The sequence below is a fragment of the Pseudomonas sp. RW10S2 genome (assembly GCF_014268985.1).
In the GTDB taxonomy this organism is placed as follows: Bacteria; Pseudomonadota; Gammaproteobacteria; order Pseudomonadales; family Pseudomonadaceae; genus Aquipseudomonas; species Aquipseudomonas wayambapalatensis.
In genome coordinates, this window is record NZ_JABWRO010000144.1 from 1 (window position 1) to 12,884 (window position 12,884).

At 65.4% G+C, this 12,884-nt stretch carries 9 protein-coding genes and 1 tRNA gene; 5 read left to right on the forward strand and 5 right to left on the reverse strand.

What is annotated here, in order from left to right; translation table 11 throughout:
• Nucleotides 1-125: 125 nt before the first annotated feature.
• The 3 genes from HU729_RS22855 to HU729_RS22865 form a co-directional block, all read right to left on the reverse strand.
• Nucleotides 126-2,528, reverse strand: a complete 2,403-nt coding sequence (locus HU729_RS22855) for a DUF3772 domain-containing protein (RefSeq protein WP_186711626.1) — start codon at nucleotides 2,526-2,528, stop codon at nucleotides 126-128.
• Between the two features lie 54 nt (nucleotides 2,529-2,582).
• Nucleotides 2,583-3,644 (reverse strand): bifunctional DNA-binding transcriptional regulator/O6-methylguanine-DNA methyltransferase Ada, encoded by a 1,062-nt coding sequence (gene ada / locus HU729_RS22860; protein ID WP_186711627.1) that lies wholly within the window; start codon nucleotides 3,642-3,644, stop codon nucleotides 2,583-2,585.
• A 168-nt stretch (nucleotides 3,645-3,812) separates the two neighbouring features.
• Nucleotides 3,813-4,439 carry a DNA-3-methyladenine glycosylase gene (locus HU729_RS22865; RefSeq protein WP_186667631.1) on the reverse strand — a complete coding sequence of 209 codons (627 nt, stop codon included), beginning with the start codon at nucleotides 4,437-4,439 and terminating at the stop codon, nucleotides 3,813-3,815.
• A gap of 184 nt (nucleotides 4,440-4,623) precedes the next feature.
• Here HU729_RS22865 and HU729_RS22870 point away from each other — a divergent pair, with 184 nt between their 5' ends.
• From HU729_RS22870 to HU729_RS22880, 3 genes are all read left to right on the forward strand, one after another.
• Nucleotides 4,624-5,139 carry a sigma-70 family RNA polymerase sigma factor gene (locus tag HU729_RS22870; RefSeq protein ID WP_186667630.1) on the forward strand — a complete coding sequence of 172 codons (516 nt, stop codon included), beginning with the start codon at nucleotides 4,624-4,626 and terminating at the stop codon, nucleotides 5,137-5,139.
• A complete protein-coding gene (locus HU729_RS22875; protein ID WP_186711628.1) occupies nucleotides 5,126-6,082 on the forward strand; it encodes a FecR domain-containing protein in 957 nt (318 codons plus the stop codon). Before HU729_RS22870 ends, HU729_RS22875 begins: the two co-directional genes overlap by 14 nt.
• A 122-nt stretch (nucleotides 6,083-6,204) precedes the next feature.
• Nucleotides 6,205-8,676 carry a TonB-dependent receptor gene (locus tag HU729_RS22880; RefSeq protein WP_186711629.1) on the forward strand — a complete coding sequence of 824 codons (2,472 nt, stop codon included), beginning with the start codon at nucleotides 6,205-6,207 and terminating at the stop codon, nucleotides 8,674-8,676.
• A 64-nt stretch (nucleotides 8,677-8,740) separates the two neighbouring features.
• Here HU729_RS22880 and HU729_RS22885 read toward each other — a convergent pair whose 3' ends face one another.
• Both HU729_RS22885 and HU729_RS22890 read right to left on the reverse strand, forming a co-directional pair.
• A complete protein-coding gene (locus tag HU729_RS22885) occupies nucleotides 8,741-9,910 on the reverse strand; it encodes an MFS transporter (RefSeq protein ID WP_186667627.1) in 1,170 nt (389 codons plus the stop codon).
• Nucleotides 9,911-10,256: 346 nt separating this feature from the next.
• On the reverse strand, nucleotides 10,257-11,480 hold the full coding sequence (locus HU729_RS22890; protein ID WP_186667626.1) for an MFS transporter: 1,224 nt from the start codon (nucleotides 11,478-11,480) through the stop codon (nucleotides 10,257-10,259).
• 266 nt (nucleotides 11,481-11,746) lie between these two features.
• Between HU729_RS22890 and HU729_RS22895 the strand changes: the two genes are divergently transcribed.
• Nucleotides 11,747-12,679, forward strand: coding sequence for a FecR domain-containing protein (locus tag HU729_RS22895; RefSeq protein WP_186667625.1), 933 nt, complete (start codon nucleotides 11,747-11,749; stop codon nucleotides 12,677-12,679).
• A 94-nt stretch (nucleotides 12,680-12,773) separates the two neighbouring features.
• A tRNA-Met gene (locus tag HU729_RS22900) sits at nucleotides 12,774-12,850 on the forward strand.
• Nucleotides 12,851-12,884: the final 34 nt, after the last annotated feature.

Genomic DNA, 12,884 nt, shown 5'->3' on the forward strand with positions numbered 1-12,884 from the left:
AGCCCATCGCGGGACCAGCCCGCTCCCACACTGATCGGGGCATGCCCAGAGGGTGGACGCATATCCCACTAAATCTGTGGGAGCGGGCTGGTCCCGCGATGGGCCGCAAAGCGGCCCCATTTGTGTCACACCGATTCGTCTGCCGCCCGCGTCCCTTCCTGCAGCAACACCATGCTCTGCGGCGACGACAGCGCGATACCTTCCTCGCGCAGGCGCCCGAGAATGGCAAACAGCAGGTCACTGCGTGCGCCCGACACCTGCCGCGGCCCGGCCACGTAGCCACTGGCGCTGAGCACCATGCCGCTGGCGGTCAAATCCTTGAAGGTGACCGACGGCGCCGGAGCATCGAGGATCGCCTCGTGGTCGCGGTAAGCCTGCAGCAGCAGCTCGCGCACGTGGTTGGCATCGGTCTCCAGTGGCAGGGTCAAGGTCACACCGACCACACCCAGCGCATTGGCCATGGTCACGTTGCGCACGTTCTGCGAGATGAACTGCGAGTTGGGCACGATCACCGTCGAGCGATCGGACATCTGGATCTCGGTAGCACGCACGTTGATGCGCCGGATGTCACCCTCCACCCCCGCCAGGCTGACCCAGTCACCCACCTTCACCGGACGCTCGGTGAGCAGGATCAGGCCGGAGATGAAGTTCTGCACGATCTGCTGCAGACCGAAACCGATACCCACCGACAGCGCACTGACCACCCAGGTCAGGCTGGTCAGGTTGATGTGCAGGGTCGACATCACCAGCATGGCCAGGAACAGGAAGCCCAGGTAGCCAACCAACGTCACCAAAGAGGCACGCATGCCAGCGTCCATGTCGGTTTCCGGCAACAGACGCTCGCTCAGCCAGCGCTTGACCACACGAATGGCGAACAGCCCACCGAGGAAGATCGCCAGCGCCAGGAAGATATCCTGGGGCACGATGTTCAGGTTGCCGAGGATCTTGCCACCGCTACCATCCCAGTCGGCCAGGCTCAGCAGCAGCTCGCCGGGGCTGGTGCCCGAAGGCATGAACGCCAGCAGCGCAGCGATGAACAGCAGTACGGTGCGACCGATACCGGCCAGCACCGTGCTGGCCTGGGCCTGGTGACGCTGCTGCAGGCCCAGCGCCGAGGCCAGCGCCAGGCCAGCAGGCTGACGCGGCGACAGCAAGGTTTCGCAGAGGTCGCCGAACACGGTCACCAGCAGGTAGGCGCACACCGCCACGACACTGATCCACAGCAGCTTGGCGGTCAGGAAGTAGGCCAGGGTGAGGTAGCCGGTGAGCAGCGCCAGCAGGATCGCGATGACCCACACCACCACCACGAAGGGGATCAGCCCCGCCAGGCCCGCCGGGCGCTCCAACCCGTGCTGGCGACGAGTGCGGCGATAGCGTACCAGTACGGCGACGAACAGCAGCGATACCACCAGCGCGGTCAGGCCGTTGGTGGCCAGGGTCAGTGCCAGGCTGGTGCCGATGACACTGTTGATCCGCTCCTGGGTCAGCAGCAGCACCAACGCCAGGGCCAGGGCCTGCGGGAACCAGCCCAGGGCGCTGGCCACTTCGTCGGGGATCGGCGGCAGGCGCCAGGACGGGCGCTGCAGCATCAGCATGGCGCGGCCCAGGCCCGAGATGAAGGCGCTGAACACCACCAGGGTGAGAACATGATTGGTCAGGCTGGCAAGGTCCGGCCCCACCTCGGCACTGCTTTCCAGGCCCCAGCGCAGCAACGACACGGAACCGGCGATGGTCGCCAGGGTGGCCAACGCCACGCCCAGGGCCAGGGCACTGCGGCGCAAGCGGCCTTCGGGCAGCCAGCGGATCATCGCGTCGGCCAGCAGGCGCTCGAGCACCTTGCGCACCAAGGTCCAGACCAGCACGGCAGCCACCAGCGCGCTGATGAACAACCAGCGGTGCTCGGCGCTGAGGGCACTGGCCACGGCATCTGCCGCCTCACCGCGCAGGTCGCGCAGGCGCGCCACGTCTTCATCGGTAGGACGGATCAGGCTCGACCAGAACGCCGGGCTCAGCGGGCTGGCGGCGCGGCTGGTGATCTGCGAGTTGAACAGGCTGCGGCGCAGGTTGACGATCTGCGTAGACAGGTCACGCGCCGACTGGGTGAGCTGGGTAGCTTCGGTCTGCTCGGCCACCAGGGTCTTTTTCTGCTTGCCCAGTTGCTGACGCTGGCGCGTCAGGCTCTCGGCCTCCTCGGGCTGCACCGGCCCCAGCACATTGAGCTGATCATCCAGCCGGGCGACATCCGCCGTACGCTGCGTGGCCAGGGCATCGGCCTGGCGCTGCACCTGCAGCGCCGACTGACGCAGTTGCGAGAGCAGGTCGTCATTGGCATTGCTGGTCACGCCCTGGCGGATCTGGTCGAGCCGGTCGCTCAGCTGATCCAGGCTGGCATCTTCGTCCAGCACCTGCTGTTCGGCAGCGGCCAGGCTCGATACCGGGGTGGCCGGTGCCGACCAGGCGGGCGTGGCCACCCACAGCAACAAGGCCAAAATCCCCACGTAAAAACGCTCAAGGCTTACACGCCTCATCGAAATACCCTCTATACAACTCGACAGGCGGAGGATTCTACGCTGCCGCGGCGATCAGGTGATGACCGTTTCTCGCGCCAGCAACAGACGCTTGCGTTCCACACCCCAGCGATAACCACTGATATCCCCATCACGCCGCACCACTCGGTGGCAGGGGATCGCCACGGCAATGCGGTTGGCCGCGCAGGCCAGGGCGACGGCACGCACCGCCTTGGGGGCGCCGATGCGCTCGGCGATATCGCTGTAGCTGACCCGGCCGCCCGCCGGCACCTCGCGCAGTGCCTGCCAGACGCGCTCCTGGAACGCGGTGCCCTGTACATCGAGGGGCAGTTGCAGCCCCAGCGACGGTTGCTCGACAAAACCCACCACCTCGGCAACCAAGCGCTCGAAATCGGGGTCACCCCCGATGAAATGGGCCTTGGGGAATTGGTCCTGCAGTTGTTCGAGCAGCGTTTGCGGGTCATCGCCAAGCAGGATGGCGCAGATGCCGCGCTCGCTTTGCGCCACCAGGATCGCCCCGAGAAAGCACTGGCCAAGGGCAAAACGGATGGTCGCGCCCACACCGCCAGCCCGGTACTCACGCGGCTGCATGCCCAGGCGCTGGCCCGCGCTGGCATAGAAGCGGCTGTTGGAGTTGTAGCCCGCGTCGTAGATCGCATCGGTGACGCTGCCTGCCTGCTCCAGCCCTTCACGCAAGCGCCGGGCACGGAAGGCCGACGCATAGGCCTTGGGCGTGAGGCCAGTTTCGGCCTTGAACAAGCGGTGCAGGTGGAAGGGGCTGACACCCAGTTCGGCGCCAAGCTGCTCAAGTTGAGGAGCGCTGTCGTGGGATTCGATCAGCCGGCAGGCACGCGCGACCAGCGCGGTACGCTTGGCGCCAGGGTCGACGAGGGTTGCCGTGCAGCGTTTGCAAGGGCGGTAGCCGGCGGCTTCAGCGGCGGCGCCATCATCGAAGAACTCGACATTTTCGCGCTTGGCCATCCGCGACTTGCAGCCGGGCTGGCAATAGATGCCCGTGGTGCGCACGGCATAGACGAAGTGACCGGCCGCTTGTGGATCGCGGGCCTGGACGGCCTGCCAGCGGGCGGCATCGGTGTTGTAGGGGGTGGCTGGCATGGGCGGGGCCTCTGGGGTGATTGGCTGTCAGGGTGGCAGGTTCTCTTGGAGCGGGCTCTCCGGTTCTTGCGGGGCTATTTTGTGCTGACCTTTTCGCGGGCAAGCCCGCTCCTACAAGAGACAGCGCGCCCATGCAGGAGCGGGCTTGCCCGCGAAAAGGCCCCCACCTCAAGCCCGCCAGAGATACCAGGCCGCCACCGTCCGATACGGGCTCCACACCCCACCCAGCGAGCGCATCTGCGCCGGTGTCGGCGCCCTCTCCAACCCCTTCAGGCGACGGTATCCCTCGCGTACCCCGAAGTCATCCACCGGCAGGATGTCCGAACGCTCCAGGCTGTAGATCAGCAACATCTCCACGGTCCAGCGCCCCACGCCACGCAAGGCCACCAGCCGCTCGATCAGCGCCTCATCCTTCATCGCCAGCGCTTCCTCGCGCCCGGGCACGGCCCCGTCGAGACGGGCCTGGGCGATGTGCAGGATGCTCGCCAGCTTGCTCGCCGAGAAGCCACAACCGCGCAACACCTCGGGGTCGGTGGCGAGCAACTGCTCCGGCGCAGGAAACGCCACCTGCGGATACAACGCCAGCAAGCGCCCGAGTATCGCCTCGGCCGCCCGGGCATGCAGTTGCTGGTACGCCACCGCCCGCACCAGCGCCTCGAACGGCTCACGCCCAGGCGTAGCGCGGTGCAGGCACGGCCCGACCGCGGCGATATGCCGGGCCCAGTCCGGGTCCAGCCCGCTGAGGAAGTCGATCGCCTGCTGATAGGCGTGCGGCGAGAGATCGGCATGGATCATGGCACGTTACCCGTGGAATGAACTGAAAGACCCATGTTAGACCAACCGTTCATCGCCAGATCGCCGAATCTTGCGCGACAAATTCCTGGTATGCCATTGCTCCGACAGCATTGCCCCGCATAGAATTGAGAACTATTCACACTCACTCCCCCACTCTTTCCTCGCAACCAGGGCCGCAGCCACGATGCAGATGAACGACATGCTCAAGCCTGCCGAAATCGATCTGCTCTACCAGACCCACCATGCCTGGCTGCGCGGCTGGTTGCGGGCCCGGGTCGGCTGTCGGGAGCATGCCGCGGACCTCGCCCAGGACACCTTCGTGCGCCTGCTGCGCGCGCGTCAGGTTTCGCCGCTGAAAGAGCCACGCGCCTACCTCAGCAGTATCGCCCGCGGCCTGATGATCGATCAGTTCCGGCGCCGCGCACTGGAACGCGCCTATCAGGAAAGCCTGGCCTGCCTGCCCGAAAGCGAAGCGCCCAGCGAGGAGCATCGCCTGGTGATCCTCGACACCCTCGAACGCCTCGACCGCGCCCTGCACCTGCTCAAACCCCGGGTGCGCCAGGCGTTCCTGCTGGCCCAGCTCGATGGCCTGAGCATCCCGCAGATCGCAATGCGCCTGGAGGTGTCCCGGGCCACGGTCGAGCGCGACCTGGCCCGGGCGCTGGGCACCTGCTATCGGTTGCGCTATGCCGACGCCTGAGCGCATCCCGGCCCAGGCCCAGGTCGACGAGGCGATCGACTGGCTGGTGAAACTGCGCTTCGACGATCCATCGGCGCACCACCAGCAGCAATTCCAGCACTGGCTGCACAGCCATCCGCACAACGCCCTGGCCTGGCAGCGGGTCAACAGCCTGGGCAACGAACTGGCCGGCCTGCCCCCCGACCTGAGCCGACGCACCCTCGAGGGCAGCCAGCGGCAACGCATGAGCCGGCGCGACAACCTCAAGCTGCTGGTCGGATTCGCGGTTGCCGGGGGGGCTCTCTGGACCGCGCGCGAGCCCCTGGGCCTGCCCGCGCTGATGGCCGACAGCCGCACCGCCACCGGCGAGCGGCGCGACCTGCAAGGCAGCGACGGCAGCCGCATCCAGCTCAACACCGCCAGCGCCATCGACCTGCGCTACAGCGCCGACCAGCGCCTGCTGACACTGATTCGCGGCGAGGTCAGCCTGGACAGCAACGCCAGCGACAACCGCACCTTCCACATCGACACCGCCATCGCCGACATGGACACCCGCAACGGCCAGTTGCTGCTGCGCGAGAACGACGACGGCCTGCTGTTGGCGGTTCGCCGTGGCGAGGTGCTGCTGTTCCCCTCCTCCGCTCGCCCACGGTGGGTGAAGACCGGCGAGGTGCTGCTGGTAAGTGCCTCGGGGCTAACCGAGGTGGCGACCCTGCATGGCGACCCGTGGGGCTGGACCGATGGCGTGCTCAGTGTGCAGCAGATGCCACTGGGCGAGTTCGTGGCCGAGCTTTCGCGGTATCGGCCGGGGCTGCTCAGATGCGCACCGGAAGTCGCCGGGCTGAAGGTCTCGGGGACTTATCAACTGGCAGACATCGATCAGATCCTGCTGTTGATCGCACGAACCCTGCCGGTGCGCATCGACTACCGCACGCGCTACTGGGTGAGCATCGACCTGGCCTGACCCTGGGACGTTTGGCCAGTCAACATGCATCGACGAAAATAAATGAGGTGGAATCTCATTCTCGTCCGGCCTGAAGGAACAAAGCCCGAAAAGTGGTCTCCCCCAACCTTCAGGAGCGCTTCATGATTCGCCCGTGTTCCCCCCGCAACGACAGGCTGCGCAATGCCATACACGCCGCTGCCTTCGGCCTGGGCCTTGCCAGCGCCACGCTCTCGGCCCAAGCTTTCGCCGCCCCGGCAGGCCAAAACCAGCAGCTCGCCTGGAACATCCCGGCCGGCCCGTTGGCCCCAGCGCTGGACCAGATGGCCCGCCAGGGCGGCCTGAACCTGTCGTTCGACGCGAACAGCCTCCAGGGCAAGACCACCCGTGGCGTGCAAGGCAGCTACGACAGCGCCCAGGCCCTGTCGATTTTGCTGCAGGGCAGCAACGTGCAAGTTCAGCAACAGAGCGACAAGAGCTTCATGCTGATCCCGGCGCTGGACGTCGGTGATGCACTCGAGCTTGGTGCCACCAGCATTTCCAGCGACCGCCTGGGCGAGACCACCGAGAACACCGGCTCCTACACCACCGGCGCGGTGACCATCGGCAAGACTCCGCAAAGCATCCGCCGCACCCCGCAGTCGGTGACCGTGGTCACCCGCCAGCGCATCGACGACCAGAACATCACCAACCTCACCAACCTGCTCGAGCAGACCCCGGGCGTGGTGGTCAACCTGACCGACAGCGAGCGCGTGCAGTATTACTCGCGCGGCTACTCGATCGACGCCATCCAGTACGACGGCGCCACCGTGGTGCAGAGCAGCGGCGGCGGCTCGTTCATCCAGAGCGACTCGGCGATCATCGACCGCGCCGAGATCCTGCTCGGGGCCACCGGCATGCTGCGCGGGGCGGGCAACCCTTCGGGCACGGTGAACCTGGTGCGCAAGCGCCCGACCTACGAATACCAGGGCAGCGGCAGCATTACCCTGGGCACCTGGAACGCCCAGCGCTATGTCGCCGACATCTCCGGGCCATTGACCGAAACCGGCAACGTGCGTGGGCGGATCATCGCCGTGCACGACGACAAGGACCACTTCCAGGAGTCGCGCCAGGAACGCAAGGACGTACTGTACGGCGTACTGGCCTTCGACCTGAATGACAGCACCACCCTCACCACCGGCCTTGAATGGACCAAGCTCGACGCCACCGGCGCCTGGGGCAACCTGCCCGCCAACTACGACGGCTCGCCGCTGCCGTTTGGCCGCAGCACCTACCTGGGTGCCGACTGGAACCGCTGGAACCGCAGTAACCTGCAAACCTTCGCCGAGCTCGAACATCGTTTCGACAACGACTGGAAGCTCAAGCTGATGGCCCAGCGCACCCACTTCGAGTTGGCCGACGATGGTTTCAAGCAGACCTACTTCACCCGCGCCACCGGCGCCGCCAACCCCACCAACAACCCGTACCTGATGAGCTACCAGGTCACCGAAGGCGATGGCGGCGAGAGCCTGCAGAACAACCTGAGCGCGACCCTCAATGGCCCGTTCGACCTGCTGGGCCGCACCCACGAGCTGATGCTGGGCGTCGAGCGCATCCGCAACGATTCCTACGCCTCGGCCACCAACAACGTTCAGTCGGGGGTGTTCGACATCCGCAACTGGGACCCCAAGACCAGCCTGGCCAACCCGCCTATCAACATCCTCGCCCACCCGGTGCGCACCCGCACCACCCAGGAAGGCGCCTACGCCACCTGGCGCATTTCCCTGGCCGACCCGCTCACCGCGATCATGGGCGCGCGCACCAACTGGTACGACTATGAGCAGGAAAACAACACCCGCTCCAACGGCAAGTTCAGTGTCGACAACGAAGTGGTGCCCTACGCGGCGCTGATCTATGACCTCAACGACAACTTCAGCACGTACGCCAGCTATACCGAGATCTTCAACCCGCAGACCGCCACCGACGCCACTGGCTCGGTGCTCGCGCCGGTCACCGGCGAGGCCTACGAGACTGGCATCAAGGGCGAGTTCTATGACGGACGGCTGAATACCTCGCTGGCGTTCTTCCGCATCTATCAGGTCGGCAACCCGCTGGACGACATCAGCGGGCCAAATCCCTGCCCACCCAACTACACCAGTGGCTACTGCAAGGTTGCGGCCGGCAAGAACCGCAGCCAGGGCTTCGAACTGGAGATTTCCGGCGAAGTGCTGCCGGGCTGGAACGTGACCGGTGGCTACACCTACAACACCACCGAGTACCTGAAGGACACCACCAGCAACACCGGCAATGCGATCCGCACCACCGACCCCAAGCGCATGCTGCGGCTGTTCACCAGCTACCGCCTGCCGGGTGAGCTGGACGCCTGGACCATTGGTGGTGGCGTGCAGGCCCAGAGCGACATCTATAACCGCAGCGGCACTGCGGTCGCCACGCAGTCGGGGTATGCGGTGTACAACGCGATGGTCAACTACCGTTTCAACGACCACTACTCGTTGCAGGTCAACGCCAACAACATCTTCGACAAGCAGTACTACCGCCAGGTGGCACCGACACCGACCGGCTACTACTGGGGCGATCCGCGCAATGTGTCGGTGACCTTGCGCGGGAGCTTCTGATCGCCTCGACCTGAATGGGCCTGTTCGCGGCGGTTCGCCGTCCCGACTTGCCCGCCAAGAAGCCTCACTGGCCCGGGCTGGCTTCCACAGAAACCCGCCCGGCCCGCCGCCAGGCCTGCCGTGCAAAGCACACGAACAACCCTGCCATCACCGCCAGCGCCATGGGCAAGCCGTGCGGTGCGACGTCCATTGCCGCGCCGCTGACCAGCGGCCCGACCAGGCTACCTACACCCCAAAGCAAGCCGACGCTGGCGTTGGCCGTCACCAGGTCCTTGCCCTTGAAGCGCTGCCCGATCAGCACCAGCGCCAAGGTATAGATCCCCCCTGCCACGGCCCCGAGCACCACCAGCAACGGCCACAGCAGCCAGGTCACCTGCAACAGCCACGGCAAGGCGATACCGATCGCCATCGCCACCAGCCCACACGCCAGGTGCAGCCCGGTGCGCTCCACCCGGTCCGCCAGCCAGCCCAGCGGCAACTGGAACAGCATGTCGCCAGCGAACACCACCGTCACCATCAGCGCAGCCACGCCTATGGCAAAGCCATGGCTGGTGGCATACACCGGCAACAACGACAGCACCACGGCGTCGAAGAACGAGAAGAACAGCACCGCCACGCACAGGGCAGGGGCAACACGGAAGAAGCCGCCCAGGGTGAAGCTCTTGTCGTCTTCCTCGCCATGCTCGACATGATCGTTCGGCACCGTGAGCAGGATGCACAGCAACGCCAGGCCATAGCAGGCGGTGACCACACCCGTCACCCAGGGGCTGTTGGCACCGACCAGCGCCAGCATCGCCGGACCCAGCACCTGGAAGCCGGTGAAACTGGTGGCGTACAGGGCCATGATCTTGCCGCGGTTGTGCTCCGGGCACAGTTCGTTGACCCACGACTCACCCAGGATGATCGCGATGCCCATGCCGATCCCCAGCGCCAGACGCAGCAGCGCCAGCAACCAGATCGAGGCGAACGACCACTCCAGCAGGCCGATGCTCAGGGCGCAGAGGCTAAAGCACAGCAGGTAGATGGTGCGCCGGGTGAGGTGCCGGCAGCAGGCATCGACCATGAACGCTGAGAGCATCATGCCCGCGGCCGGAATGGCCGAGACGATGCCGATTTCCAGGGTGCCCGCCCCCGCCTCGTGCAGACGCAACGACACCAGCGGCAGGCTGGCCCCCAGGCTGAAGCCCACCACCGACACGGCGAACAGAAGGCCCGCCAGCAAACGCATGTTCATGTACCACTCCACTGAAAAAGACGTGCAAACGCAGGCGCCCGCGGCCACGCCGAGGCGGCGCAGCAGACAGGGGCGCTGATCAGTTCAGTGCGCGGTGTGTGGCGAGAAGGTGAAGGCGAACAGGACGCTGCGCCGGCGCTTGAGCACCGTGTCGCTCGGCCACGCGCGACGCGCTGTCGGGGCGACAGGCAGGCATGTGTGGCTGAGGGGGTGTGGGCGGCGCATTGCTGGAATCGCAGGGAAAAATGAAGGAGGCGGCACTCTAGGCCAGGGCTGATCGTTCAGTCAACTGGAGAGCCCCTTTCGCGGGCGAACCCGCGAAAGGGGCGCAGCAGGTGCCGGGGGCTCAACGCTTGCCGGTAGACGGCAGGAACACCGCCAGCAACCCGAACAACGGCAGGAACGAGCACAGCCCGTACACGTACTCGATCCCGCGCAGGTCGGCCAGATAACCGAGCAGCGCGGCACCGATTCCGCCGAACCCGAACATCAACCCGAAGAAGATGCCCGCGATCATGCCGACGTTCCCCGGCACCAGCTCCTGGGCATACACCACGATCGCCGAGAACGCCGAGGCGAGGATGAAGCCGATCACCAGGCTCAGCACCGTGGTCCAGAACAGGTCGGCGTAGGGCAGCGCCAGGGTGAACGGTGCCACGCCCAGGATCGAGAACCAGATCACCGCCTTGCGCCCTATACGGTCACCGATCGGCCCTCCGAAGAAAGTGCCCGCCGCCACCGCGCCGAGGAACAGGAACAGGTGCAGTTGCGAGCTGGCCACCGACAGGTCGAACTTCTCGATCAGGTAGAACGTGAAGTAGCTGGTGAAGCTGGCCATGTAGAAGTACTTGGAGAACACCAGCAGCCCCAGCACGATCAACGCGGCGAGCACGCGCTGGCGCGACAGGCCATGGGTGGCGGCACCGGCCTTGCGCGCCTTGAACTGGTTCAGGTGATCCTTGTACCAGCGGCGCAGCAGCAAGGTCACACCGAAGAAGAACAACGCCGCCAGGCCGAACCAGGCGACGTGGGTCTGGCCGAACGGGATGACGATCGCCGCCGCCAGCAGCGGGCCGAAGGCCGAGCCGGCGTTGCCCCCTACCTGGAACGTCGACTGGGCCAGGCCGAAGCGTCCGCCGGAGGCCAGGCGGGCGATGCGCGAGGTTTCCGGGTGGAAGGTCGACGAGCCGATCCCCACCAGCGCCGAGGCCAGCAGGATCATCGGGAAACTGCCGACGAACGCCAGCATGACGATCCCCACCAAGGTACACAGCGTGCCCAGCGGCAGCAGGTTCGGCGTCGGCCGCTTGTCGGTATAGAAGCCGACCCATGGCTGCAGCAGCGAGGCGGTCACCTGGAAGGTCAGGGTGATCAGGCCAATCTGGGCGAAGCTCAGGTCGTAGTTGGCCTTGAGCATCGGATAGATCGCCGGCAACACCGACTGGATCAGGTCGTTGATCAGGTGCGCAAGTGCGCAGAAGGTGATGATCCGCATCACCAGCGGGCTGCTGCCGGAAGTCGGCGTTGCACTGCTGGTCGTGGGGCTGGACGAGGTACTGCTGATGGCCATGGGCTCGACATCCGTGCTCAGGTTGGGATCCGATTATTAGAAACATCCCGATACGAAGCCACCCTTAGTTTGTTTTTTCTGTGCGCTCACGCAATCACATGCGAACACCTTGAAAGACATGCCTGAAAAAAGCGCAAAGACGCTTAAACCACAAGACCACCCATCGCCCACTCACTTGCAAATGGTTCTCACTATATTTAGCATCCTCAGCTCATTCCCTCCGCAAACACAGGGCACACCGCCCTTCTCGCGAGCAGACCGATCCCATGAACCCGATGCCCGCCGTGCAGTTCGATCACGACCCCCAACGCGAAGCACTGGAATGGTTCGCGCGCCTGCGCCAGCCGGGCGGTGACGAGCGGCAGCGCAAGGCCTTCGCGCTATGGTGCCAGGATCCGGACAATGCCCGCGCTTTTGCGGCGCTGGAAAGCCGCTGGCAGCAACTGCAGAGCCCGCCTGCGCGGCTGCGACCGCGGGAGGTGGCGGTACGCCGCAGTCACTGGGGCAAGGCACTGGGGGCGTTGTTCCTGTTGCTGCTGGCCGCGCTGGCCTACCTCTACTGGCCATTGATGCAGCGCCTGGGCAGCGAGCTGCACACCGCTGCAGGCGAGCGCCGCAGCCTGCGCCTGGCGGACGGTTCGACCCTGCATCTGGACAGCGCCAGCGCCATGAACGTCGACCTGCGCAGCCGCACCCGGCAACTGCAACTGCTGCAGGGCCAGGTGTACCTTGAAGTGATGCTCGATGGGCGTGCGCTGGAGGTGCAGGTGGACGCCGCGCGGATCCAGGTGTTCGGCACCCGCCTGATGATCGCCCGCAACAGCGACTACGACGAACTGGTGGTACTCAGCGGCAAGGCCATGGTCAGCCAGGGCGGCGACCAGCGCATGGTGTCGGCGGGCGAGCGGGTCAGGTTCAACCCGGTGCGTATCGATGCGGTGGAAAAGGCCGACATCAAGACTGCCGATGCCTGGCGCAGCGGGCAACTGGTCGCCCGGGACATGCCGTTGCAGCAAGTGCTGGAGCGGCTAGCCAGCTACCAAGGGCAGCGGGTGTGGCTGATGGACGAGCAAACCGCTTATCGGCGCATCAGCGGTGATTTCAACCTCGACCGCGCAGGCGAAACTCTCGACAGGCTCGCCGCCGCCCAACAACTGCGGGTCAACAACCTGCTCGGGCAGTGGCTGATCGTCCGCTGAAGCGGGCCTTCCGGCTAAGTTTTTGAAAGCGTGTAGATTTTTTTTGAAATGAGTGTTGACAGAGGGTCATCACAAGAGAATAATGCGCGCCATTGGCTACATAGCTCAGTTGGTTAGAGCATAGCATTCATAATGCTGGGGTCCGGGGTTCAAGTCCCTGTGTAGCCACCAAATACGAAAAGGGCTTACCGCAAGGTAAGCCCTT

Excerpts from the sequence above, each read along its gene's own strand:
- HU729_RS22875 (WP_186711628.1), top strand. The coding sequence starts at position 5,126 with ATGCCGACGCCTGAGCGCATCCCGGCCCAGGCCCAGGTCGACGAGGCG.
- HU729_RS22885 (WP_186667627.1), bottom strand. The coding sequence starts at position 9,910 with ATGAACATGCGTTTGCTGGCGGGCCTTCTGTTCGCCGTGTCGGTGGTG.
- HU729_RS22870 (WP_186667630.1), top strand. The coding sequence starts at position 4,624 with ATGCAGATGAACGACATGCTCAAGCCTGCCGAAATCGATCTGCTCTAC.
- ada (WP_186711627.1), bottom strand. The coding sequence starts at position 3,644 with ATGCCAGCCACCCCCTACAACACCGATGCCGCCCGCTGGCAGGCCGTC.
- HU729_RS22880 (WP_186711629.1), top strand. The coding sequence starts at position 6,205 with ATGATTCGCCCGTGTTCCCCCCGCAACGACAGGCTGCGCAATGCCATA.
- HU729_RS22865 (WP_186667631.1), bottom strand. The coding sequence starts at position 4,439 with ATGATCCATGCCGATCTCTCGCCGCACGCCTATCAGCAGGCGATCGAC.
- HU729_RS22855 (WP_186711626.1), bottom strand. The coding sequence starts at position 2,528 with ATGAGGCGTGTAAGCCTTGAGCGTTTTTACGTGGGGATTTTGGCCTTG.
- HU729_RS22895 (WP_186667625.1), top strand. The coding sequence starts at position 11,747 with ATGAACCCGATGCCCGCCGTGCAGTTCGATCACGACCCCCAACGCGAA.
- HU729_RS22890 (WP_186667626.1), bottom strand. The coding sequence starts at position 11,480 with ATGGCCATCAGCAGTACCTCGTCCAGCCCCACGACCAGCAGTGCAACG.